Here is a 23,533-nt window from a genome sequence, read left to right on the forward strand (position 1 = left end):
CTGCCCCTCGTTCACGATCGCCCCTCGTTCACGACTGCCACTGGTTCACGACTGCCACTGGTTCACGACTGCCATTGGTTCACGACTGATCGACCGCGCGTTCCCCGTCCGCGCGGCCCCGCTGGTCGCTCCCCCGCCGGCCGGAGCCGCCCTGGTCGCTCTCCCTTCGGCCGGTCGCATCGCCGGCCCGGTCGCCCGCCCGGCGGTCGAAGCCGGCCTGGTCGCCGGCCCGCCGACCGAAATTGACCTGGTCGCTCGCCCGCCGACCGGCGTTGACCTGATCGCCCTCCCGGCGCCCGGCCCCGTCCGCCGGGCCGTCGACCCGGTCGGTGGCCCGCCGGCCGTAGCCCTGCGGCGCACGGTCGGACGCCCGCCGGCCGTAATTCACCGGCGCCTCCGGAACGTCGGCGAGAATCCGGAACATGCCGGCGCTTTCCGATACGTACTCGCCGGTGGCCGTGGCCGGGGCACCCTGGTACAGCACGTCACGCCAGCCGGGCGACACCGGCTCCGGAGCGGCCCGGCGCCGGCGCACACGGACCACCTCCCGCGGCTTGTCGGACACGTACAGCCGCTCGACGAACCCGAGCCAGACGTCGACCAGCGCGAACCGCACGCCGACCAGCGCGACCAGGGCGTAGGCCGCGGTCGACGCATTGAACGCGCCGAAGACGAAGTTGCCCCAGAACCCGTTCACGTAGCCGCGCCAGGCCGTCCACACCGACCAGCCGATGATCAGGAACGGGCTGAACGCGAACAGCAGCGGGGTGGCCGTCCGGTTGGCCACCTTGGGGGTCCGGGCGAACGGGATCCGGCGGCCGGTGATCGCCTGCTGCATCGACTTGAACACGCCGGCCAGGTTGACCGGCAACAGGATCAGGTTGAAGCCGTAGACCCGGAAGATGTCCATCCGTTTGTAGCCGCAGCGTTTCAGGTCCGAGGACATCGCGGCGAAGTACGGCAGCGCCGCCAGCAGCACCAGCGGGCTGAGCAGCCGGTTGTTGAACGGGTAGACCAGCAGCAGCACCAGGGCGAAGCTGCTCCAGCAGGTAGAAGCGAGATAGTTGACCCGCAAAAGGGTCTCGATCGCGCGGTTGTTCTGGGCCCGCTTGCTCCGGGACTGCCGCAGCGTCCACAGCTTGGGCATGATGATCAGCCCGCCGTTCGCCCAGCGACGACGCTGGATGCACAGGGAGCCGAAGTCCGGCGGGGTCGCCGAGTAGCTCAGCCGCTCCGGGTAGTTCAGCAACCACCAGCCGTGAATGGCCAGGTCGACGCTGGACTCGGTGTCCTCGATCACGGTGCGGTCCATGACGTACCGGCGGATCTCGAAGCCGCCCTGGTGCTCGATCTCGACGATGTCGTCGAGCGCCCGCTTGCGGATGACGGCGTTGGCGCCGACCCAGAAGGTGGCCCCGTAGTAGCTCATGCCCTGATGCACGATGTGCTGCAGGTCCGTGGTCGCCCCGGAGAGCCGCTCCATCCGGGTCGGCGACCCCGGAAACGCCGAGTACGGGGTCTGGATGACGGCCAGCTTGGCGTTCTCCGGTTGGCACATGACGTACACCAGGCGCAGGCAGTACTCAGGCAGCACGATGCTGTCCGCGTCCAGGGTGAGGATGAAATCGGCGTCCGGGATGACCAGCGATCCGGATGCGCCGGCGGCGGACAGCACCTGCCCCCGCGGGGTGTCCTGCACCTCGAAACTGTGCCCCATCAGCCCGATGTAGCTGTTGAGGTTCATGGCCTTATTTGCCTCTTGCGAGAGCGAGGAATAGAGCTTGCGCTCGAACGAGGTCACCTCGCCCCGGAACGTCCAGGCCAGCCGCCGGTGCAGCTGCAGCATCCGGGCCCGGGGCAGCGGGCTCTCCTCGGCGGCCGCCGCGGTGAGCGCCGCGCCGACCGCGGCGAAGTCATCGGCCAGGGCGCCCAGCACCTGCTCGGCGAAGAACTTGTCGACGTGATCCTCGATGAGTTCCTCGTCCATCCGGACCCGAAGCCAGTCCACCGCCCAGCCGAATTCGGCGGCCAGCGCGCGCATCTGGGCCAGCACCTGCCCGGGCTCGGGGTCTTCCAGCTCCGACATCTCGAAGTGTTCGAGGGTGCGGGCGAAGCGCTCCCGCGGCTCGTTGAGCCACTCCTCCAACTCGGCCGGCAGCCGCCGGGCGCCCTCCAGCAGCGCCTTGTTCGCGGCCGAGGTCGGGTTCGGCGGATCGTCCAGCAGGAGCACCACCCGCAGGAACGGGTATTCCTGCAGCAACGCGGACAGCAGCGTCTTGCGCACCACCGCGATTTCCTCGCGGTAGGACGGCACGAGCACGGTCATGGTCGGCAGTGTCGTGTCGAAGAAGCCGTCGATGACGGCCCGCGGAACCCGGCGATGCGCCCGGCTCCGGTAGAGGGCCCCCTGCCGGGCCACCAGGTACAGCAGCGCGGACAGCGCCAGCACCGAGGTGATCCCGACATAGACGATCGTCTCCACCAGGAAGTCGATGTTGTTCTGGTACGAGCTGTTGATGATGCCGGTGATGAAGTACCCGAACACGTAGGCCAGCCAGGCCAGGATCGTGAAGATGATCGCGATCCGGCCGATGGCGATCAACCCGTCGCTGGCCGGTGGCGCCACGGGCGGTAGTGGCTTGTCCCGGATGTCTGATCCCCGTTGCCGCTTCGGTCCGGCCGGGTTCGTCGGGATGGCTTGCGTGGGCGCGTCCACGTCGCCGGTCATCTGATCTCCTGCCCCCGCTTACGTGGAGTCACAGCCGGCCAACTCGTCCGAGTGATATCATCCGAACGGGTCAAACGGGTGGTTTACACCCGTTCAGGGTATCGCAGACGATCATCGAATCGCGCAACGAGGGCGAGCTGGACGACCTATCGGTGACCGGAACCGCGGCTGACATTCGCCCCGCATGGACCGGTTCATCGTCGGTCCGGCCACCTCGATCTGACCTGATCGCGACGCCGGCGGTCGTCGTGATCAGGGGACGATCGAGCCGGCGCCGCTGGCCGTTCAGGCGACCGAGCCGATCGCCATGTCGACAGCCCGTCCTTGGCCCGCAGCACTACCGGCGGCGGGGCTTGTTCCGAGGTCCGGTCCGCGCCGGCGACTGAACCTTGACGGGGCCGCGATCCCGTCGCACCCCCTCGGGCACAAGCGTGCCGGGCGAGCCCTCCTCGAGGCGGCCCGTGCACCTCGCCGGCGACCCGCAGCGAAACCGGACGTATCTGCTCGAACGCGACATTCATCCGACAGTCGGACGAGTTTGCTCAACGGAAGGGCGTGGCGCGTGAAAGCCGGAGGTGTCGCGATATGAACCAGCCTGATTGGCAGGCGGTCTCGCCGGAGACGCAGGAGGTTCGACTGGCAACCACCATGACCGGTGGGGTCAGTCTGGCGGTGTGGATGGGTGGAGTGGCGCGGGAGATGGACCTGCTCCGGCAGGCGTCGAACCGACGCCGGTCCGGCGCCACGGAGCCCGAGGTGGGTCGCGAGGGTACGAACGACGGGCCGCTCCGGCTGCTGTACCGTCGCCTGCTCGATCTGCTCGACCAGGTGGTCGAGCAGGACGTGCTCTCCGGGACGAGCGCCGGTGGCATCAACGCGGCCCTGCTCGCGCATGCCCGCGTCCACGACGGCGATCTCGGCCCGCTGCGCGACATGTGGCTCGAACTGGGCTCGCTGCAGGACCTGCTGCGCGATCCGTCCGACCCGGATGTCACGTCGCTGCTGTACGGCGATCGGCGCATGTTGAAGCACTTGAACGAGCAGATCGGCGCTCTCGTTCCGAAGAAGATCCCGAGCCGGTCTCCCTCGACCACCCTGTACATCACCACCACCCTGCTGACCGGCGAATCGAGCCGATTCACCGATGCGCTTGGCACCGTCGTCCAGGACAGCAACCAGCGCGCGCTGTTCACCTTCACCCAGGACGATCTGCGCAGGCCCGAGGCCGGCGCCGCGCTGGCCCTCGCGGCCCGCAGCTCGGCGTCGTTTCCCGGTGCGTTCGAGCCGTCCTTCGTGCCGTACGACACGGCGGTCAAGAAGATCGGCGAGGTTCCGGCGCGGCCGCCCATGCACGAGTACGCCGACATCACCCGGAGCCACTGGGCGGTCGACGGCGGAGTGCTGAACAACCAGCCGCTGGACGTGTTGCTGCAGCGCGTGTTCCAGCGGCCGGCGCGCCGGCCGGTGCGCCGGGTCTTGATGTTCGTCGTGCCGTCCGCGGGCCCGTCGCCGGACCTGGAGGTGGCGGCGCCGGCCGACGATGTCGACCAGCCGTACGACCTGATCGGCGGACTACTGAAGGTGGTCGGCGCGGCCACCAGCCAGTCGATCAGCGCGAGTCTGCGCGAGATCGTCGCGCACAACGACCGGGTCACGGCACGGTTCGATCTGCGCCGGCGGCTGGCCGAACTGGCCACCCGATCGGCCGCCGTTCGCCTGCTCTCCACCTCCCTGCTGGCCGACTTCCTCGACCGGGAGGGGGAACGCCAGGCGCGGTTGCTGGTCCGGGCGATGCTGCGCCGGATCGACGTCTGGCCACCGCAGGCCCCCGGGCCGGAGGGCACCGTGGGGGTGCCACCGTCGTGGCGGTCCGATCTGGATCTGGGCAGCCCGACCGAGGCCAACTGCCGAACCGCGATCATTCGCACCCTGACCGGCGCCTGGTCACCGGCCACGATCGGCCTGCCCATTCGGTTGCCGGATACCATGGACCAGTTCGCCGGCTTCGGTCAGAGCCTGTTCGACGACGTCAAGTCGATTGCCCTGTCGGTGGTCCGGACGGCCCACGAGGCGGCGACGACCCCGGAACAACGCCGCTCGCTCCTGGCCGGGATCGAGTGGCTGCACGCGGCCGTCGGGCAGCCGTCCCGCCCCGACGCCGCCGAATCGGCCCGGGAAGTATGCGAGGCGGCCGTCAAGGGCGAGCCCCCGCGGACGCTGTCGGCCACGGCGATCGATCTCGGACGCCAATGGCTCGCCGGCACCACGGTCTCCCCCGGGTCGTGGGCGATCCTGGCGGGCGTACTCGCCGGCCTCGCCGGAACCCTTGACACGGTGGCCATCCCACGACAAGGCGAACCGCCGTCGCCGCATCAGGCGGACGTTCGGGTGTATGTCGACTACCTGGGACTGGATCGGCGGTCGCCGGACACGACGGCGATCGCGCAACGGCTCTTCGATCTGGCCATCGCGGAGAAGGCCCTCCTTCCGGTCGGGTCCCAGAATGTGCAGCCGGTCGAACTTGTCCAGGTCAGCGCCGACACCCGCTGCCTGCTCGACCTGAATCGGCGCACCGCGCAGGACAAGCTGACCGGGCTTCAGGTACACAACTTCGGTGCGTTCTACAAACGGTCGTGGCGGGCCAACGACTGGATGTGGGGACGGCTAGACGCGGCGGGGTGGCTGGTGCACACCTTGCTGGACCCTCGCCGGCTGGTCCGGATCGCCGACCGCCGGGACATCGCGCCCGCCGATCGGGCCCGTTGGCTGTTCGACGAACTGGATGCCTTCCTGCCGGACGACGCCGTCGTCGGACGCGACGCGGCCACCCGCGACGACGTGCTCCGCGAATTGGCCGGCCTGACCGTCGCCGACCCGACGAGGCTGCCGCCGAGCCTGCCCGTCACCTCGATGTGGATCGCGACCGCCTGGCAGTCGCTCATCGGAAGCGAGGAACTTCGGCACCTGGCCGGTGAGATCGACGGTGCGGGCGAGGGGTCGGGCGCCAAGGTCGATCGAAGTCCGTCGGCCTCCAGGCGATGGTCCAAGAGCCTGCCGACGGAACTCGCCGGCGACGAAGCGGTGCGGGACGCGCTCATCCGATGCCCGGTGTCGATGGAGAAGTTGCACACCACCGAGAAGGGCACGCCGCTGATGGTCCGCACCCTGACCAAGGCGGCGGCGACCACGACGGCGGCCGTGTCGTCGATGCGGCAGCTGCCCGGGGTGGCCCGCCCGGCCGTCACAACGGTGCACACCATCGCGTTGGGTGGCTACCGAGTCGCGAACTCGACCAGGGCACAGCCTGCTCGACTCCTGCTGATCGGGCTCGCACTGCTGGCCGCCGGGGTGGTCGCCGCATCAACAGGCATCCTCGGAATCCCAGGGCTGGCCGCGGCGGCGGTCGGCGGTTACCTGCTCACCTTCGCCGTGTGGCAGCGCGGACCGCGACTATGGGGCTCGGTGCTCGGGATCACGCTCGTACTGGGCGTTTTCGCGATCACCACACCCGCCGTGCGGCCCTGGCTGTTCGGGACGTCCGAAACCGACGTCGGCGTCCTCGGCCGGAACATGCACTGGTTGGCGGACGAGTGGTGGCATCCGCTGGTGGCGGTGGGAGTCCTGCTGCTGATCGTCGCCGCGGTCGGTGTGGGACTGAACGCCTGGCGGCGGAAGAACCGCCGGCGCCTGGTCGTCCGCCGAGCTGCGCCGGCCGGCGGGAGCGGCCCGAAACCCGGAAATCCGGAGCCGGCGCCGGCTCCTCCGGCGCCGGATCGCGAGCCCGTCCGTCAGCCGTAGCCGGGAACGTTCGGGGAGGTGGGAGGCTTCTCGCTGCCCAGCCTCCCCGAACCGGACCCGGCCGACCGTCACACCGCGGGCACGCCCGCCAGCCGAGCCTTGGCCTGGGGGTAGCCGATGCCGTAGTAGGCCGCCGTCATGATCACCTTCATGTCGGCCAGCATCGGCATCCGTGGGTTGGCCGGTGCGCACTGGTCGCGATAGGCGCCCATGGCGAGCAGGTCCAGCTCGCCGGTGAACAGGGTCTCGTCCACGCCCTGCGCCTGGAAGGAGGCCGGGATGCCGACCATCGCCCGCAGCTGCTCCACCGCGGTGGCGTAGGACTCGACACCCTGCTCCGGGGTGGCGGCGGGCAGCCCGAGCATCGCCGCGATCTGCTGGAAACGCTCCGGCGCGACGTAGCTCTCGTACTTCGGCCAGCTGGTCAGCTTGGTCGGCACGGTGCCGTTGTAGCGGATCACGTGCGGCAGCAGCGTCGCGTTGGTGCGGCCGTGCACGAGGTGGTAGCGCCCGCCGATGGTGTGCGCCATGGCGTGCACGATGCCCAGGAACGCGTTGCCGAAGGCCATCCCGGCGATGGTGCCGGCGTTGTGCATCTTCTCCCGCGCCTTGACGGTCGCCGGGTCCTTGGGGTCACCGTTGACCGAGGTGGCCAGGTTCGCAAAGATCAGCCGGATGGCCTGCAGGGCCATGCCGTCGGTGAAGTCGTTGGCGTACACCGACACGAACGCCTCGGTCGCATGGGTGAGCGCGTCGAAGCCGGAGTCGGCGGCCAGCGAGGCCGGCATCTTGCCGGTCAGCACCGGGTCGATGATCGCCACGGTCGGGGTCAGCGCATAGTCCGCGAGGGGGTACTTGATCCCGGTGGTCGGGTCGGTGATCACCGCGAACGGGGTCACCTCGGCGCCGGTGCCCGAAGTGGTCGGCACGCAGACCAGCTTGGCCAGGCTGCCCAGCCGCGGGAAGCGGAAGGCGCGCTTGCGGACGTCGAAGAACTTCTCCTTCAGGTCGGCGAACACGGTGGCCGGGTGCTCGTAGAGCAGCCACATCACCTTGGCCGCATCCATCGGCGACCCGCCGCCGAGCGCGATGATGGTGTCGGGCTTGAAGTCTCGCATCAGGTCGGCGCCCTTGTAGACGGTCTGCACGCTGGGCTCGGGCTCCACGCCGTCGATGATCTGCAGCGACACCGGGTGCTGCCGGCGACGCAGCACGTCGATGATCCGGTCGGCGAAGCCGAGCTTGGTCATCGTGGCGTCGGTGACGATGGTGACCCGGTGCACGTCGGGCATGTCGATCAGGTAGCGGATGGCGTTCGGCTCGAAGTAGGTCTTGGCCGGCACCTTGAACCACTGCAGGTTGTTGGTGCGCCGGGCGACCCGTTTGACGTTGACCAGGTTGATGGCCGAGACGTTGCCCGACACCGAATTGTGCCCGTACGACCCGCAGGACAGGGTCAGCGACGGCGCCAGGGCGTTGTAGATGTCACCGATGCCGCCCATCGACGTCGGCGAATCGCGGATGATCCGGACGGCCTTGACCCGGCGGCCGAACTCGACCGCGAGGGCCTCGTCACCGGTGTGGATGGCCGCGCTGTGGCCCAGCCCGTCCAGCTCCACCATCTGCTCGGCCAGCTCGATGCCGTGCTGCGCGTCGCGGGCGGCCAACACGGCCAGCACCGGGCACAGCTTCTCCCGGGTCAGTGGCTGGCCGGGGCCGACGAACGGCACCTCGACCAGGATGATCGAGGTCTCCTCGGGCACCTCGAAGCCGGCATTCCGGGCGATCCACTGCGGGCTCTGCCCGACCACCGCGGCGTTGAGCTTGGCTCCGCCGCAGGCGGTTCCGTCGGCGCGGACGCCGAACAGGAACTCCTCGAGCAGCGCCTTCTCCTGCGCGTTCGCCCGGTGGGCGTGCAGCCGGTCGAACTCGGCCATTGCCGGTTCGTAGATCGGCTCGTCCAGGATGACGGCCTGTTCCGAGGCGCAGATCATGCCGTTGTCGAACGACTTGGAGACCACGACGTCGTTGACCGCCCGAGCCAGCTGGGCCGTGCGCTCGATGAATGCGGGCACGTTGCCGGCGCCGACCCCGAGGGCGGGTTTGCCGCAGCTGTAGGCGGCCTTGACCATGGCATTGCCGCCGGTGGCCAGGATGGTGGCGACGTCGGGATGGTTCATCAGCTTGCCGGTGGCCTCGATCGAGGGGTGCTCGATCCACTGGATGCAGTGCTCGGGGGCGCCGGCGGCGATCGCCGCGTCGCGCACGACCCGGGCGGCCTGCGCCGAGGATTGTTGGGCGGCCGGATGGAAGCCGAAGACGATCGGGTTGCGGGTCTTGAGGGCCAGCAGGCTCTTGAAGATGGTGGTGGACGTCGGGTTGGTGACCGGGGTGATGCCGGCGACGACGCCGACCGGCTCGGCGATCTCGGTGATCCCGGTGATCTCGTCGGTGCTGATCACGCCGACCGTGCGCAGGTACTTCATCGAGTTGGTGACGTGCTCGCAGGCGAAGATGTTCTTGACCGCCTTGTCCTCGAACACGCCGCGGCCGGTCTCGGCGACGGCGGCCTGGGCGAGCTGGCCGTGCTGATCCAGCGCGGCGACGGCGGCCTTCTTGACGATGTAGTCGATCTTTTCCTGGTCGAAGTCGGCGTAGTCGTCGAGCGCCTGCATGGCGCAGGCCACCAGGACGTCGATCTCGTCGACCGGCGGTACCTGGTCAGCCGGTTCGGGGAGTGACAGCTCGGGTCGCTCCCCCTGCTCGATGTCCTCGGGCCGAAGGACGGTGGGCGCAACCATGGTGTTCTCCCTGGGTCAGAACCTGTAGTGGCTCCCACCGTAGATAGCCGTCCTATGGTCTGACCAAGGTCGAAGGTCCCGATCTGGGTGCATCGCAACACCCGGTCCGGTCAGGGGAGCCGGCGGTTGCTGGCTGGCAATGGTCCTAGTACGATTAGCACCATGTTGTGGCAGGTCGACCCCGCGGACCGCGCTCCGCTCCAAGACCAGATTGCCGGCTGCGTGCGCCGGGCGGTCGCCGAGAACGCCCTGGCCCACGGTGACCGGCTGCCCCCGGCGGCCGAGCTCGGGGTAGCGCTGGGAGTGGATCGCAACACGGTCCTGGCGGCCTACCGGAGCCTGCGCGACGAGGGACTGCTCGAGTTCCGGCGCGGCCGCGGCGTTCGCGTCGCCGATGTCACCGGCGGCGCGGCAGCCATCCACCAGGCCGCCGCGCGCCTGATCGACCTCGCCCGCGCCGAGGGCTACACCCGCGCGGAGCTGATCACCCTGATCGAAAGGATGGCGTGATGCCCACACCGACCACCGTCTACACCTCCCGGGCCACGAACTGGCCGTTCCTGGCCATTGCGAGCGGTCTTGCCGTCCCACTGATCGTGATGGGACTCACCGCCGTCGAACCCGAGCGGTCGCTGACCGGCACGCTGGTGGTGGCCGGCGTGATCGTCGTGGGGATCGCGATGAGCACCAGCCTGCGGGTCACCGCCGGGACGGGCGGCGTCACGGTCCGGTCGGGCCTGCTCGGGCTCCCCCGGTGGACGTTCCCGATCGACCGGATCGCCCACGCCGAACCGGCCGAGTTGGCACCCTGGGCGATGTTCGGCGGGATCTGGTGGTCCTCGCGAGACGGGCTGCGCATCACCCAGCGGACCGGGCCTGCCCTGCGGCTCAGGCTGACCGATGGACGCCGGGTGACCCTGACGGTGAACGAGCCCGATGTGGCCGTGACCGTGCTGAGCGACGCCATCCGGGCCCGGGGCGAACAGCACCGTTCCTGACCGGGGCGCCGTCCCCGGCCCCCGGTCGACCGGCGATCAGAACCCGGCGACCTGGGCCCGGCGGTGCACCTCGCGCCCGCGGTTCTCCCGGAGCGCGGCGATGGGGGTTCCCGGCAGCGAATCGTCCCCGGTGAACAGCCAGGTGATGATCTCGTCGTCGCGGTAGCCGGCGTCCCGCAGCAGCGTGAACGTCGCCGGCAGACCCTTGACGACCAGCCCGTCCAGGACGAACTCGGCCGGAATGCGCAGGATGCCGTCGCGGCGGACGCCGATCAGCTGGCCGTCGCGCATCAGCTGGTGCACCTTGGTCACCGGCAGTTGCAGCTGCTCCGCGATCGCAGGGACGGACGCCCAGGTGGGTTCGGTGGCGGTGGTCACGGGTGTCAGCCTGCCAGGCCCGTTGGCGGCTCGCGGCTCGGGCCCGCCCAGCCGAACAGGCGCTCGTCCAGGTCCGGCACCATGGTGACGGCGGACCACTCGACGACCTGCAGTTCGTCCGTTCCATAGGACTGCCGGACCAGCTGCCCGGTGTCCGGATCGGACAGGTTGCGGTATCCGGGCTCGTCGGGCCGGTCCGGGGCCCCCGGTCGCACTTCCTCGACCAGCATCCGCCCGCCGCGCTCGACCCGGCGGATCGACAGCGCCGGCATGCCCTCCGTGCCGTCGGGCCACGGGTGGGGGCGCACCACCTCCAAGTGGTCCCGATCCGGCCGGAGCGGGAGCCGGATCGGCACCACCGGCCCCGGACGGTAGAACTGGTCCGATCGGAAGTAGCAGAACATCAGCGCCGTCGTGCCGTCGAAGATCCGCGACGGCGATCCGTCCGTGAATTCCACCCGGTAGCGGCGGCCGTCGGTCAGCACCCGCTGCGCCACCCGGATGAGGGATCGACCCGCTTCCCGTTGCAGTAACTCAATCCTGGGCGGGAAGTCACTCACATCACCGTCGTACCAATGGGTTCGGGTGTGCACCCAGCTCTCACCGGTGGTGGTCGACACCGGCTTCCCGCCGCGACGTCAACGACCGCACGATCAGGCCGCCGGCGATCAGTGCCGCGCCGACCAGCTGCAGCACCCAGAGCACCGGCGAAAGGTACTGGTAGACGTCCATCATCGCCGAGTATTCGGGCCTGTCGAACGGACCGGAATTGGCCACCGCGAACCAGCCCCAGGAGACCAGCATCCCGCCGGCGGCGAGGGCGATGCCCCACCAGAACAGCCCGGTCGCGCTCAGTTTCGGTGGCGGTGGCAGCGGCATGACGTCGACCTCCCGATCAGGTGCCTCACATTTCCTTCGCTGGGTCGTGCGGTACCGAGTCTTCCCGGCGAGCAATGGAACGTCAAACACCGTCGGAACTCGGCGATCCTGACCGGCTGAAACGGCGACACCGCCGCCGCCCAGGAGCTCCCGACCGACGGCCGTGACCGCCGACTCGATCCGGACAATGATCGGCCATCACGAGCTATTCTCGGACAATGCCGACAATGGTTGATCGTCTGGTCAGCGCGCTCAATGCGCACGATCCGCAACGGATGGCGGCATTGTTCGCGCCCGACTACCGCAGCGTTCAACCGGTCCATCCGGCTCGCGGATTCGGCGGCCGGGAACAGGTGCAGGCGAACTGGACGGCCGTCTTCGCCGGTGTTCCGGATTTCACCGCCGAATTGGTCGGTTCCTGTGCCGACGGCGCCAGCGAGTGGGGCGAGTGGGACTGGCACGGCCGGCATACCGACGGCAGCGCGTTCGCCATGCGCGGCGTGACGATCCTGACCGTCCGGGACGGACTGATCAGGGACATGCGCCTGTACCTGGAACCGGTCGATACCTCCGGCGGCGACATCGACGTCGCGGTGCAGGAGCTGTATCGGCCGCCGCCCGGCTGACCCGGAGCGCCGGCCCGCGCGCCACCGGCCGGACATTTGCTCTCCGACCGGATGTTCACCGAACGATCGGATCGAGCAGGCGCTCACGCAGGCCGCCTGCCAACCCGGCGATCGTCAGCGCATCGAACAGCTCGCCGACGGTCCGGGCCAACCGGACCCGCCGGATGGGGGCCAGCCGTAGCCGGAGCAGCACCCGGGTCCGGGCCACGCCGGCCACGTCGTCCGGTCGAAGCTCGATCGACCAGCTGACGTTCGCGGCACCACGCCGGGATCGGTAGACCAGGGCGTGCGGCGGATCGATGCGGTCCACCGTGAACGTCTCGTGGGGTCCGCCGTAGTCGGGAATGACCTGTCCGGCCGTCAGGGCCGCCCATCGTGGGTCGAGATGCCGGACGGCCCGCCGGCCGCGGGGGACGATTCGCTCGACCCCGCGCGGCAGGTACCAGCCGGCCCGCCGTTTGCCCAACTGCCGGATCCACGGCCAGACGTCAACGGGCCTACCCGGGACCGTGAAGGCCCGGTCCATGACGACGTCCGGCCGCGCCACGATGTCATCACCGGAGCGGGGTTCCGCCCGCTCGGCCGGTGTCGCCGCCACGGCGGCCAACCAATCCATCGGTCCATCCTGCGGACCTAGGTCACATCCCGGCAACCCCATTGACACCGGGCACGTCCATCATTGTGGACAACCAGTGAACAAATCAGAGGATGCCATCTTGCTGCTCGCCGAGCCCACCACCACGATCCCCGTGTTCGACCACACCCCCGACATCCGGCTGGTCGTCACCGACATGGACGGCACGCTGCTGGACGACGAGAAGGCGCTGCATGCCGACTTCTGGCCGCTGATCGAGCAACTGCGCCGCCGCGGCATCCTGTTCTCGCCGGCCAGCGGCCGCCAGTACTACACCCTGGAGCGCGAGTTCGCCGACCTCGCCGACGGAATGGTGTTCATCGCCGAGAACGGTTCGATCGTCATGCGCGGCGGCCACGAGATCAGCGCCGACTGCCTCGACCGGGCGGACGCCTTGCGGGTGGTGCACACCCTGCGGGCCGCGGCGGCCGACGGGATCGACGGCGGCATCATCGTCTGCGGCAAGCAGTCGGCCTACATCGAGCGGTCCGACCCGGCATTCCTCGACCAGGTCGACCGGTACTACGCGCGGCTGCAGATCGTCGACGACCTGACCAAGGTGATCGACGACGACGTGCTCAAGATCGCGGTGTACGACTTCGGCTCCGCCGAGCACGGCACGCTGCCCTACCTGTCCGAGTTCACCGGCAGCCACAAGGTGGTCGTGTCCAGCGAGCACTGGCTGGACGTCAATACCCGCACCGCGAATAAGGGCCACGCCGTCACCGCGCTGCAGCACGCCCTGGGCATCACCCCGGCGCAGACCATGGTCTTCGGCGACTTCCTCAACGACCTGGAAATGATGGACACCGCCGACTACGCATTCGCCATGCACAACGCCCACCCGCTGCTGCACGAGCGGGCCAAGTTCGTCGCACCGTCGAACAACGACAACGGCGTTGTCCGCACCATCGCTTCGGTCTTGGACATCCCGCTCGGCTGACCCGGCGGAGCCGGCTCGGCCACGGTCAGCGGTGCACCGTCTGGCCGGGGTACAGGTCGTCGATCAACGCGTTCGCGATCGCGCCCGACGAGTTCTCCGCATTGGTCGACAGGTTGACCAGCACGACGAAGGTGGCGTCCTGTTCGGGCAGCCGCAGCATCGTGCCGCCGCCGCCGGTGATGTCGCCGTTGTGCCCGATCAGGTCGTTCATGTTGAGTACGCCGAGCCCGTACCCGACGTCGAGCGGGATGCCGGTGAACGTGGTCGTGGCCAGCCGCTGGGCCTGCAATTCGGGTGAGAGCAGCGACCCGTCCGTGACCTCCCGGGCGAACCGGGCCAGGTCGGTGACGGTCGACGTCGCGGCGCCGGCGGTCCAGGCGAAGGTCGGGTTGAGGTCCGGGATCGCCGACGGCTGCCCGCCGACCGGCTGATAGCTGCCGATGCTCGGGTCGGGCACGTCCGGCTGATCGTCGGCCGGCATCCGGGTTCCGGTCATCCCCAAGGGCTCGGTGACCAGGGTGCGGACCACGTCGCTGATCGGCTGCCCGGTGACGATCTCGGCGATCCGGCCGAGCAGCACGAAGTTCGAGTCGCAGTACGCGACCTTCTCCCCCGGCGCGAAGTCGGCCGGGTGCGAGCGGATCAGGTCGATCGTCTGATCGATCGTCCACTGCGTCATCGGGGCGGTGGCGAACGTGTCGACCAGCTGCTGGTCGGTCGTGTAGTTCCACACGCCGGACGACATCGACAGCAGCTGCCGGACCGTGATCCGGTCGCCGTTCGCGATCCCCGGGATGTACTTGGCCAGCGGGTCGTCCAGCGACAGTTTGCCCTGGTCGACCAGCACGAGCACCGCGCTGGCAACGATCGGCTTGGTGATGCTGCCGATCCGCCCGTGCCCAGCCGGGTCGATCGGCGCCTTGGTCTCGACGTCCGACACGCCCAGCGCGCTGATCCACTCCTGATCGCCGACGGAGACGTAGGCGATCGCCCCGGGTGTCTGCGCGCCGCCGACCGTGGCGGCAGCGAACGTCTGCTCAAGACTCGCCTGCAGCCGGGCCTTCGTCGCGTCGTCGAGCCGGACCGGCGCCGCGGACGGGCTCGGCGAGGCCGGAACCGTTGATGCCGATGCCGATGCCGATGCCGATGCCGCCGCGACCGACGATGGCGCGTCCGACGTCGCGGACGGGGCCGGCACCGGGGTGGACCCGCCACACGCGGACAGGACCAACGCCCCCGCCACCGCCGGAGCCGTCAGCCAACGACGCGACCGGGTGATCCCACCGAACCGCGACCGACGGGGCATGGGTCCTCCTGACGACGGCATTGGCTCGGCGAACCCTACGTCACCGGATCGACTGGCCCGCTCGCCCCTCCCCGGACACCCGACCCAGGCTCCCGGCGCCCGCCGTTTCCGCGGGAACGCCCGGCGAGGGGCGTTTCCGCGGAAACGGCACCGACGGCACGGACCACGAGCACCGGCCGTGCCCCACTCCCCCGCCCGGCACCGTCCCGCACCGCCTCCGGCGCCGGACGTTCCCGCGGGAACGTCCGGCGATTGGTCCACGGCTCCCCCGGGTACAGCCCGGCCGGAACGGGGGGCGGCTGGATGACGATGCCGACGGATCATGGACGGGCCAACACCCAGCCCCTCCGGCGGACGTGGTGGCTGGCCGGACGCTCAGTGCCCGCCGTCGCGGCCACCTCGCTGGGCTCCTTGTCGTTCTTTTCGGCCATGCTCGGCATGACGGTGCGCAACAGCCGGGCCGGCGGCCGCATGCCCGGATTGCCGACCTTCTTCATCTGGACGTTCGTATCGATCCTGGTGCTTTCCCTGATCAGCGCAGCCGCGACGATCGTCGCGCTGCGCCGGCACCCGGAGCTGGTGCGCCGGCCCATCGACCCGCTGCCGCCTGCTCGAGCTCGATGGTGGTGGTCCATCGGCTCGGCCCTGGCCCTGACCGGAGTACTGGGCCTGATTGGCGCGGCGACCGGCGTGGGCGGTGCGCTGTGGTGGGTGCCGTTCCTGGCCGGGATCACCGGACAATGGGTCTTCCTGATGCTGGCCCGGCGCACCGATCAGCGGGTGCCAGCGGCCACGAACGCCCCGCCCAGCACCACCTGACGCACCCGCGCCAGCGGGTGAAGATCGGTGCCGAAGCGCCCGTCGACGGCGATCAGGTCCGCGTCGCGAACTTCTTCGTCATAAGCGCAGGGTGTTGCGGCGGGGTCGTTGGTCGGGGTCGATCCAGGTGGGTGGAATGACTTCGGGGTGGCCGTCTTTGCCCATTCGCATGGTCCAGTCGCCCTGGTGGATCAGGGTGTGGTGGAACCCGCAGACCACCGCACCGTTGTCCAGGCTGGTGGGTCCCCCGTTGACCCAGAACTGGATGTGGTGGATTTCGGACCAGCGGGCGGGCCGGTCGCAGGTGAGTCGGCCTGAAACGCGGTGCTCTGCTTCCGCAGGGTCCGTTTTCTCAGGCCGCTCTCCGAACCGGACGTGCGACTCTCACCGCATCCGGCTCTCCACGGTCTCAGTTGTCAGGCGGTGGTGGTGCAGGCCACGAAGGGGTTGGGGATCGCCTGGCCCCGGTAGCGGTAGCGCCGAATGGGCACCGCCGCGGGGTTGAACAACTCGATCCCGTCCGCATGGATGGGACGCCACTTTCCGGTGGGGGTAGTGAGCCATCGACGAACGTCCGTCCAGTTCCAGCGACGCCGGGTGCGTTGCCAGCGCACGACCCGCCACCAGGTGAACTGGCGAACATGATCGAACGTGCGCTGGGCGATGGCGTGCCGGAAGTAGTTGACCCAGCCACGCTGGATCTGGTTGAGCCAGATCAGCGTGTCCTTCAGGTCGGCCTGTGATGTTCTGCGCGTGCGGGCCCGAACCTTCGCCTTGACCGACCGAATGCAGCGGTCGGCGATGAAGGTGTAGACGTGCCAGCGGTTGCTGCCTCGCTTCTTGCGCCGTTGGATTCGGAAGCCAAGAAACTCGAATCCGTCGTCGATGTGCACGATCTGGGTTTTGGCCGGTGACAGCCGCAATCCCATGGGTTCGAGCACGCGGGCGACGTCCTCGTGCAGGGCCTCCACGTCGGCGCGGGTGCCGTTGACCATCACCACGAAATCGTCCGCGTAGCGGACCAGGCGATGGTTCGGTTTTCCGCGTTTGCGGCGGCCGGCGCGTTGGTCACTCGTGTGCATCCGTCCGCCCGGCTGCCAATCGGCGTGCAGGTGCTCGTCGAGCACCGACAACGCGATGTTGGCCAGCAGCGGGGACAGGATGCCCCCTTGCGGTGTGCCGGTGTAGGTGTCCTCGTAGTCGCCGAGTTCGGTGAGGATCCCGGCCTTGAGGAATGCCCGCACCAGTGCGAGCACGCGATTGTCCTTGACCCGGCCACGGACCCGCTCGAGAAGGGCGGTGTGGTCGATTCGGTCAAAGCACGCCTCGATATCCGCGTCCAGCACCCACTGGTACTGCTGGGTGCCGAACAGATGGATCTCGGCGATCGCGTCGTGCGCGCGCCGTTCGGGTCGGAAGCCGTAGGAGACCGGCAAGAAGTCGGCCTCGAAGATCGGCTCCAACACGAGCTTCAACGCCGCCTGAACGACCCGGTCGGCCACGGTAGGGATCCCAAGGCGGCGCAGTTTTCCACTACCGCCCGGCTTGGGGATCTTCCGTTCCCGGACCGGCTGCGGACCGAACTCGCTGGTCCGCAGCTGCATCCGCAGTTCGCTCAGGAACTGGGCGGACCCGATCTCGGTCTCGATCCGGGCGACGGTGATGCCGTCCGATCCGGCCGAGCGGGCCCCCCTGTTGGTCGCGACCCGGTCCCACGCCACCGCGAGGATGGCCGGGTCGTGCACGAGGTTGAACAGATCATCAAACCGGCGGCCGGGATCGGCCGCCGCCCAACAATGAAGTTTGGTCTGAATCCGCGATACCCACCCGTCCGGGTCATCCCGGACCGGGTCGGCGCCGGTATTCACCGACGCATCTCTCGTCATGTCAGTGCCTCTCTTCGTGATTACCGCTGCCGCCCTTCGCCATGTGACCGGCTTTCCCGGTCTCGGACTACTACGGCGGCTCCGCCCCATCCCGGGCCGATCGGCCGACGACGGACCCAGCCCCTGCTGTCGCCGCTGGATGCGGCGCCAGGTGGCGGAACCGGGATGGTTCCCGTGTTCACTCGTTGATCGCTCGACGAACGAGGCACCCGACTTTGCCCCTGCGGCGCTCACCACGGTTACCCCGCAGCACTTCACCATGGCCATCCCGAACGACCTCGGTCGCCGGGAGTTCCCTCTTACCCAGACTTTATGAGGGACATCACCGCCTCCGACCCATACCCGCCAGGCTCGGGGTCGGTGCGTATTTGAGAGGCTTTAGAACATCGGTTTCTTGCGTATACCGTTTCGTCTCGCTTGCCGGGCCCGCACCGTCTGGCAGTGCCGACACGTCCCGGCTTTGTCAGGGCCGCTTGCCACCCACGTCCGGCGTCTCCCGGAGCGGGCTGCCCCCAGCTTCACAGCACTGCTGCGACAGGACTGCGGCGAAGGCCTCTCACCTCCACACGATCAACAAGCGCCTCACGGCGCACCCCGGGGAACACACATCCTTTGTCGCGCAGGGTGATCGCGCGGCGCAGGCCGGTGGGCCAGATCCGGGTGGCGCGACCGATGTCCAACGGTTCACTGGGGAGTGCCGAGGACGGCGGGGATGACGTTGCAGTCGCACAGCAGCCGCCGGGCCTGGGCGGGGCCGATGGTGATGCCGGTGGCGTCCAGCGTCGCCTGACCCAGCCGGCCGGTCAGGACGTCGTAGGGCACGGTCATGGTGACGTGGGGTCGTTCCCCGGCCTGGGTGGGGTCGCCGCGGACCTCGGGGGTGAGGTCGGTGGGGATGCGGCTCATTGTCTTGACCACGATGCCGACCTGTTCGGCGCCGACCGCCCCGCAGCGCAGAGCGTTCCCGAGTTCGGGCAGCACGGGTGGGATCTCACCGCCGCTGATGGCGTCCTGGGGCAGCACGGTGCGGGCGGCGCGGACCCGGCTGCGGGCGTCGCCGGGGCCGATGGTCAGGGCGTGCCGGAGGAGGGCGGCGGTGCTGGGTTGGCCGTGGGTCTGGGCGAGGTGGGCCAGGTCGATCTCGCCGGCGACGGCGACCTGCACGGCGTAGGTCAGCCGGGCCAGGTGTTCCACGGTGCGGGCCGCGGCCAGCAGGTCATCGCCGGGGAGCTTCCAGTATTCAGCGTGCAGCAGCTGGTCCAGACCGGCGGCCACCGTCGCGGCGACGTCCTGCACGTCGTCGAGGGTGGTCACCGCCGTGGTCATGACCCAGCATGACATCAGTGTACGAAATAAGCAATCTGAACTGGGTTAACACCGTCCGACTAGCCGTTCTTTCTATGTCGCCGACAACGCCGGCTCGCGCTTCGACGTGGCCCACGACCCCGGTCGTTGCCTGGTCACGCTCGACCCTCCCACACCTGTCCGACAGCACCCATTGACCAGCGACACCGCCGCCCACGGTCCGATCGGGGTCAGCGCGTCTCCGACCCCACGAACGCACCGCCCACCATCACCTGACGCACCCGCGCCAGCGGCGCGAGGTCGACCCCGAAGAATCCGTCCACCACGATCAGATCCGCGTCCACGCCCGCCCGCAGCCACCCCTTCCGAGATCCGAGGCCGCAGGCGTCCGCGGCCAGCGAGGTGCCGGCGGCCAGCGCCTGCGGCACGGTCGCCCCGGCCGAGACGAGGAAGTCGAGCCCGGATCGCATCAACCCGTGACCCAGGTACGGCTCGATCCCGGCGTCCGACCCGCCGACGAACCGGGCGCCGGCGGCGTGCATCCGGCCGACCAGCGCCCTCCGCGAGTCGATCCAGATCTGCGGCGTCAGGCCCATCCGGGTCATCGACGCGATGACGTTGGGCGGTGCTTCGGCGAACGCCGCCACCCCTCCGGCCATCATCCCCGCGCCGATCGGGGTCGCCCGCCCGGCCAGCACGGAGAGCAACGCGTCAGGCATCGCCAGCCCCCGGGGCGTCAGGCAGCTGCAGTGCTCCAACCCGTCCACCCCGGCCGCCACCGCCACTTCGACGGCGGCCAGCGCGTGCGCATGCGCGGTCACCGGGACGCCGGCGCCGTGGGCCATGGCGACGATCAACTGCATCTCACCGAGCGAGAACTGCGGCACCATCACGTCGCTGCCGGTGGTGTTCATGCCGCCGCTGGCCATCACCTTGACCACGTCCACCCGCCGGTCGATCCGTTCGGCGACCGCGTTCTCGATCTCCGCCGGACCGTCGACCTCGCCGCCCAGGTACCAGCAGTGGCCGCGCGGCACGGTCAGCGGTGGCCCCGAGGCCAGGATCGTGGGTTCGACCGGCCCCGCTCGGCCGGCCCGCTGGGCGTCCCGCCGATCGACGGCGACGAACCGCCGGTCCCCCAGATCGCGGACGGTCGTGACGCCGCCGGCCAGTTGGGCGGCCAACGACCGGGTCACCACCGCGTCGATTTCCCCATCGGAATAGCCCTCGACGAGGTCCAGCGCCCGCGGCCCGCTGTCGGCAACCAGATGCACGTGCGTATCGATCAGCCCGGGAAGCAGGGTCACCTCCCCCAGGTCGACCAGTTCCACCGCATCGCCCACCGGCGGGTGACCCGGCTCGGTCCCGGTGATCACCGCGCCGTCGACGTACACGGTCGCCGGACCGGGGGCGAACGAGGCGCCGTCGAAGAGCGCGGCACAGCGGATCGCGAGCATCTGCCGTGCCTACCGGCCGCGGCCGCGCGCGGTCAACCGGATTCGGCTCGGCGCACGGAATAATCGGTAACTGTGGACGTCTTCACCGGCCTGACGAGCGGCACCGTGCTCGACGGTCGGTACCGGCTGGGCGCGATGATCGCCCGGGGTGGCATGTCCACCGTCTACCGCGGAGTCGACACCCGCCTGGACCGCCCGGTCGCGGTCAAGGTGATGAGCCCGCACTACGTCGCCGACCCCACCTTCCTGACCCGGTTCGAGCGGGAGGCGCGGCTGGCCGCCTCGCTGGGCCACCCTGGCGTGGTCGCGGTATACGACCAAGGCCAGGACGGCGACCTGGTGTTCCTGGTGATGGAGCTCGTCGACGGCGGCACCCTGCGGGACCTGATCCGCGAACGCGGGCCGCTGCCGGTGCCGGTGGTGTTCGCCATCCTCGACCCGCTGCTGGACGCACTCGGGGCGGCGCACGCGAACGGCCTGGTGCATCGCGACGTCAAGCCGGAGAACGTGCTCATCTCGGCCCGCGGCACGGTCAAGATCGCGGACTTCGGCCTGGTACGCGCGGTCGGCTCGCACACCGTGGCCACCGGTGACGTCATCCTCGGCACCGTCGCGTACCTGTCCCCCGAGCAGGTCGCGACCGGGGTCAGCGATACTCGCACCGACGTGTATGCGGCGGGCATCGTGGCGTTCGAGATGCTGACCGGCCGCCCCCCGTTCGAGGGCGACAATCCGATGTCGGTCGCGTACCAGCACGTGCACTCGGACGTCCCGGCGCCGTCCAGCCGGATCGACCCGGCCGGCCCGGCGGACGCCGTGCCCGCTCCGCTCGACGATCTGGTCCTCGCCGCGACCGCCCGCGACCCGGCCGATCGGCCCCGCGACGCCGCCGCGTTCCTGGCCGAGCTTCGCGACATCGGCTCGACCCTGGCCGTGCCGGTGGTCCCCGTCCCGGTCCCGCGAAATCGCCACTCGGTCGCGGTGCCGCCGGTCCCCGTGCCGATCGATCCGAACCCCAACCGGACCCACGCCCACCCGGCCGGCGCGCCGCCCGACGCCCCCGGCCCGACCGGCACCCGGATGCTCGGTGCCGAATCCGCCCCACCCGCCGACCCGAACCGGACGGATCCGCCGCCGACGACGCCGCCGCCGACGGTGCAGACCCGCCCGCCCCCACCGGTCGACCCGACCCGGGCGCTGCGCCGGCGGCGGCGCAAGCGGTGGCTCATCGCCCTGATCGTCGTGCTGGTGCTCGGCCTGATCTCGGCCGCCGGCGGCTGGTGGCTCGGCGGCCGGTGGGCGGCCACCCCGGCGACCGCGGGGTTGACCCAGTCCCAGGCCGAGGCCGCCATCCGGGAGGCCGGGCTCGTGCCTCGAACCAGCACCGGACACTCGGACACGGTCCCGGTCGGGCTGATCGTGCAGACCGACCCGGACGCCGGCGTGGAACAGTTGCGCGGGTCCGAGGTCGCCGTGGTGGTCTCGGCCGGCCGGCCGGCCGTGCCGGACATCAAGGCCGGCACGGACGTGACCACCGCCAGCGCCACGGTCAAGAACGCCGACCTGGCTGCGGTCGTCGGCACCGATCAGGAGTTCGACGACAGCGTGCCGGTCGGGGCCGTGCTGCGCACCGATCCGGTGGCCGGCACCGAACTCGCGGTGAACGCCACGGTCACCCTGATCGTGTCGGCCGGACCGCGACCGATCGTGGTGCCGCAGGTGGTCGGCCGGCCGCAGCCGGACGCCCAGAAGACGCTCACCGACGCCGGCTTCACCATCGGCGCGGTCACCAAGGCGTTCGACGCCCGATCTGATCCCGGCACCGTCCTGCGAACATCGCCGACGGTCGGTAGCACCGCGGCGCGGGGCAGCGCGGTCGACCTCACGGTGGCCGACTCGATCACCGTGCCCGATGTGCGGGGCACGTCGACCAAGGACGCAACCACGGCGATGCGGGATGCGGGATTCTCGGTGACCGTCGGCGCCCCCGCCTTCGACCCGGACGTCGACGCCGGCGACATCCTGCGCACCGACCCGGGGCCGGGCAGCCGGGTCGACCGGACCGGCGCGAAGGTGTTCCTGGTCCCGTCCAACGCGGTGACCGTGCCCGATCTCGGCGAGCTGCGGGTCAAGGACGCCGAGCGGAAGCTGACCGATCTCGGGCTGCGGATCGACGTCACCTCGTTCCTCGGCGGCGACAACGGGAACGTCTGGGACCAGTCGCCGTCCGCCGGAGTCCGGCTCCAGCCGGGCGGCACCGTCACCGTTTATGTGCTGCGCTGAGGTCGACGCACTGATCGGATGGAGCTGATCGCATGGAACTGTCCACCGACCGCACCCAGATCCGCCCCTGGCGGCCCGACGAGGCCGACCGGCTGCTGGACATCGTCGGTCGCCGGGAGGTCACCGCCTGGCTGGGCAATCCGGACCCGTGGACCGCGGACGACGTCGCCGACTTCATCGCCGGCAATGCCGCCACCACGGACATTCCGATCCGGCGGGCCGTCGTGCCGCTGGCCACCGGGGTTCCGGTCGGCACGATCATGATCGAGCGATTCAAGCCGCTGCTCGGGCAACCGGGTGACCCGCACGTCGGTTGGTTCCTGCACCCGGATGCGCGCGGTCACGGCTGGGCGACCGAGGCCGCGGCCGCCGTTCTCGGCGTCGCCGTGGACGGCGCGGCGCCGCGGGTGTGGGCGGGCATGTGGCCGCACAACACGTCGTCGGCGAACGTCTGCCGGCGGATCGGCATGGTCGACCTGGGTCGCCAGGACGACCCCTGGTACGGCACCGTGGAGTATCCGTTGGCCCGGCTGTTCTGTGTGTGGCGACCCGACGCCGAACACCCGCTGGACGTGCTGGCCCGGCTCAACGCCGCCGTCGTGCGCGACCATGCGACCGAGGAACCGCCGGTCGGCCCGGACGGGGCGAGGTATCCCGGCCCGGCCTGACCGAACGCGGTCCGCGACGTCCGC

18 protein-coding genes and 1 pseudogene are annotated in these 23,533 nt (G+C 69.9%); 8 read left to right on the forward strand and 11 right to left on the reverse strand.

Annotated elements, in window-relative coordinates:
- Positions 1 to 79 precede the first annotated feature (79 nt).
- Positions 80 to 2,728 carry a glycosyltransferase family 2 protein gene (locus ACILSK_RS09070; protein ID WP_395726824.1) on the reverse strand — a complete coding sequence of 883 codons (2,649 nt, stop codon included), beginning with the start codon at positions 2,726 to 2,728 and terminating at the stop codon, positions 80 to 82.
- 585 nt (positions 2,729 to 3,313) lie between these two features.
- Between ACILSK_RS09070 and ACILSK_RS09075 the strand changes: the two genes are divergently transcribed.
- Complete coding sequence (locus ACILSK_RS09075; RefSeq protein WP_395726825.1) at positions 3,314 to 6,526, forward strand: patatin-like protein; 3,213 nt, start codon at positions 3,314 to 3,316, stop codon at positions 6,524 to 6,526.
- 68 nt (positions 6,527 to 6,594) lie between these two features.
- Here the strand turns inward: ACILSK_RS09075 and adhE are convergent, their stop codons facing one another.
- The gene (adhE, locus tag ACILSK_RS09080; protein ID WP_395726826.1) at positions 6,595 to 9,327 is read right to left on the reverse strand and encodes a bifunctional acetaldehyde-CoA/alcohol dehydrogenase; all 2,733 of its coding nucleotides are present in this window, start codon (positions 9,325 to 9,327) and stop codon (positions 6,595 to 6,597) included.
- A gap of 162 nt (positions 9,328 to 9,489) precedes the next feature.
- Between adhE and ACILSK_RS09085 the strand changes: the two genes are divergently transcribed.
- Together ACILSK_RS09085 and ACILSK_RS09090 are read left to right on the forward strand one after the other, a co-directional pair.
- The gene (locus tag ACILSK_RS09085; protein WP_395726827.1) at positions 9,490 to 9,837 is read left to right on the forward strand and encodes a GntR family transcriptional regulator; all 348 of its coding nucleotides are present in this window, start codon (positions 9,490 to 9,492) and stop codon (positions 9,835 to 9,837) included.
- The gene (locus ACILSK_RS09090) at positions 9,837 to 10,325 is read left to right on the forward strand and encodes a hypothetical protein (protein ID WP_395726828.1); all 489 of its coding nucleotides are present in this window, start codon (positions 9,837 to 9,839) and stop codon (positions 10,323 to 10,325) included. Before ACILSK_RS09085 ends, ACILSK_RS09090 begins: the two co-directional genes overlap by 1 nt.
- 36 nt (positions 10,326 to 10,361) lie before the next feature.
- Here the strand turns inward: ACILSK_RS09090 and ACILSK_RS09095 are convergent, their stop codons facing one another.
- The 3 genes from ACILSK_RS09095 to ACILSK_RS09105 are packed head-to-tail and all read right to left on the reverse strand — an operon-like array spanning position 10,362 to position 11,582.
- A complete protein-coding gene (locus ACILSK_RS09095; protein WP_395726829.1) occupies positions 10,362 to 10,703 on the reverse strand; it encodes an Rv2175c family DNA-binding protein in 342 nt (113 codons plus the stop codon).
- 5 nt (positions 10,704 to 10,708) lie between these two features.
- Positions 10,709 to 11,323 (reverse strand): hypothetical protein, encoded by a 615-nt coding sequence (locus ACILSK_RS09100; protein ID WP_395726830.1) that lies wholly within the window; start codon positions 11,321 to 11,323, stop codon positions 10,709 to 10,711.
- Positions 11,304 to 11,582 carry a hypothetical protein gene (locus ACILSK_RS09105; RefSeq protein ID WP_395726831.1) on the reverse strand — a complete coding sequence of 93 codons (279 nt, stop codon included), beginning with the start codon at positions 11,580 to 11,582 and terminating at the stop codon, positions 11,304 to 11,306. Before ACILSK_RS09105 ends, ACILSK_RS09100 begins: the two co-directional genes overlap by 20 nt.
- 227 nt (positions 11,583 to 11,809) lie before the next feature.
- On the opposite strand from ACILSK_RS09105, the gene ACILSK_RS09110 reads away from it, so the two are divergent.
- Complete coding sequence (locus ACILSK_RS09110; RefSeq protein ID WP_395726832.1) at positions 11,810 to 12,208, forward strand: nuclear transport factor 2 family protein; 399 nt, start codon at positions 11,810 to 11,812, stop codon at positions 12,206 to 12,208.
- Between the two features lie 55 nt (positions 12,209 to 12,263).
- On the opposite strand, the gene ACILSK_RS09115 is transcribed toward ACILSK_RS09110, so the two are convergent.
- Positions 12,264 to 12,824, reverse strand: a complete 561-nt coding sequence (locus ACILSK_RS09115) for a hypothetical protein (RefSeq protein WP_395726833.1) — start codon at positions 12,822 to 12,824, stop codon at positions 12,264 to 12,266.
- Positions 12,825 to 12,924: 100 nt separating this feature from the next.
- On the opposite strand from ACILSK_RS09115, the gene ACILSK_RS09120 reads away from it, so the two are divergent.
- The gene (locus tag ACILSK_RS09120) at positions 12,925 to 13,785 is read left to right on the forward strand and encodes a Cof-type HAD-IIB family hydrolase (protein WP_395726834.1); all 861 of its coding nucleotides are present in this window, start codon (positions 12,925 to 12,927) and stop codon (positions 13,783 to 13,785) included.
- A gap of 25 nt (positions 13,786 to 13,810) precedes the next feature.
- Here the strand turns inward: ACILSK_RS09120 and ACILSK_RS09125 are convergent, their stop codons facing one another.
- Positions 13,811 to 15,091: a serine hydrolase domain-containing protein gene (locus ACILSK_RS09125; RefSeq protein ID WP_395726835.1), complete on the reverse strand. Its 1,281-nt coding sequence runs from the start codon at positions 15,089 to 15,091 to the stop codon at positions 13,811 to 13,813.
- Between the two features lie 303 nt (positions 15,092 to 15,394).
- Between ACILSK_RS09125 and ACILSK_RS09130 the strand changes: the two genes are divergently transcribed.
- Positions 15,395 to 15,910 (forward strand): hypothetical protein, encoded by a 516-nt coding sequence (locus ACILSK_RS09130; protein ID WP_395726836.1) that lies wholly within the window; start codon positions 15,395 to 15,397, stop codon positions 15,908 to 15,910.
- A gap of 78 nt (positions 15,911 to 15,988) precedes the next feature.
- Here ACILSK_RS09130 and ACILSK_RS09135 read toward each other — a convergent pair.
- The 4 genes and pseudogenes from ACILSK_RS09135 to ACILSK_RS09150 form a co-directional block, all read right to left on the reverse strand.
- Positions 15,989 to 16,204 (reverse strand): annotated as a pseudogene (locus ACILSK_RS09135) (HNH endonuclease signature motif containing protein); the annotation flags it as partial.
- A gap of 122 nt (positions 16,205 to 16,326) precedes the next feature.
- Positions 16,327 to 17,796, reverse strand: a complete 1,470-nt coding sequence (ltrA, locus tag ACILSK_RS09140; protein WP_395726837.1) for a group II intron reverse transcriptase/maturase — start codon at positions 17,794 to 17,796, stop codon at positions 16,327 to 16,329.
- Positions 17,797 to 18,480: 684 nt separating this feature from the next.
- A complete protein-coding gene (locus tag ACILSK_RS09145; RefSeq protein ID WP_395726838.1) occupies positions 18,481 to 19,122 on the reverse strand; it encodes a DUF222 domain-containing protein in 642 nt (213 codons plus the stop codon).
- Positions 19,123 to 19,331: 209 nt separating this feature from the next.
- Positions 19,332 to 20,558, reverse strand: a complete 1,227-nt coding sequence (locus ACILSK_RS09150) for an amidohydrolase family protein (protein ID WP_395726839.1) — start codon at positions 20,556 to 20,558, stop codon at positions 19,332 to 19,334.
- Positions 20,559 to 20,630: 72 nt separating this feature from the next.
- Between ACILSK_RS09150 and pknB the strand changes: the two genes are divergently transcribed.
- Entirely contained in the window at positions 20,631 to 22,841 is a 2,211-nt protein-coding gene (pknB, locus tag ACILSK_RS09155) for a Stk1 family PASTA domain-containing Ser/Thr kinase (protein ID WP_395726840.1), read from the forward strand.
- Between the two features lie 32 nt (positions 22,842 to 22,873).
- Positions 22,874 to 23,509 carry a GNAT family N-acetyltransferase gene (locus ACILSK_RS09160; protein ID WP_395726841.1) on the forward strand — a complete coding sequence of 212 codons (636 nt, stop codon included), beginning with the start codon at positions 22,874 to 22,876 and terminating at the stop codon, positions 23,507 to 23,509.
- The last annotated feature ends 24 nt before the right edge of the window (positions 23,510 to 23,533 follow it).

Source organism: Nakamurella sp., assembly GCF_044224575.1.
Taxonomy (GTDB): Bacteria; Actinomycetota; Actinomycetes; order Mycobacteriales; family Nakamurellaceae; genus Nakamurella.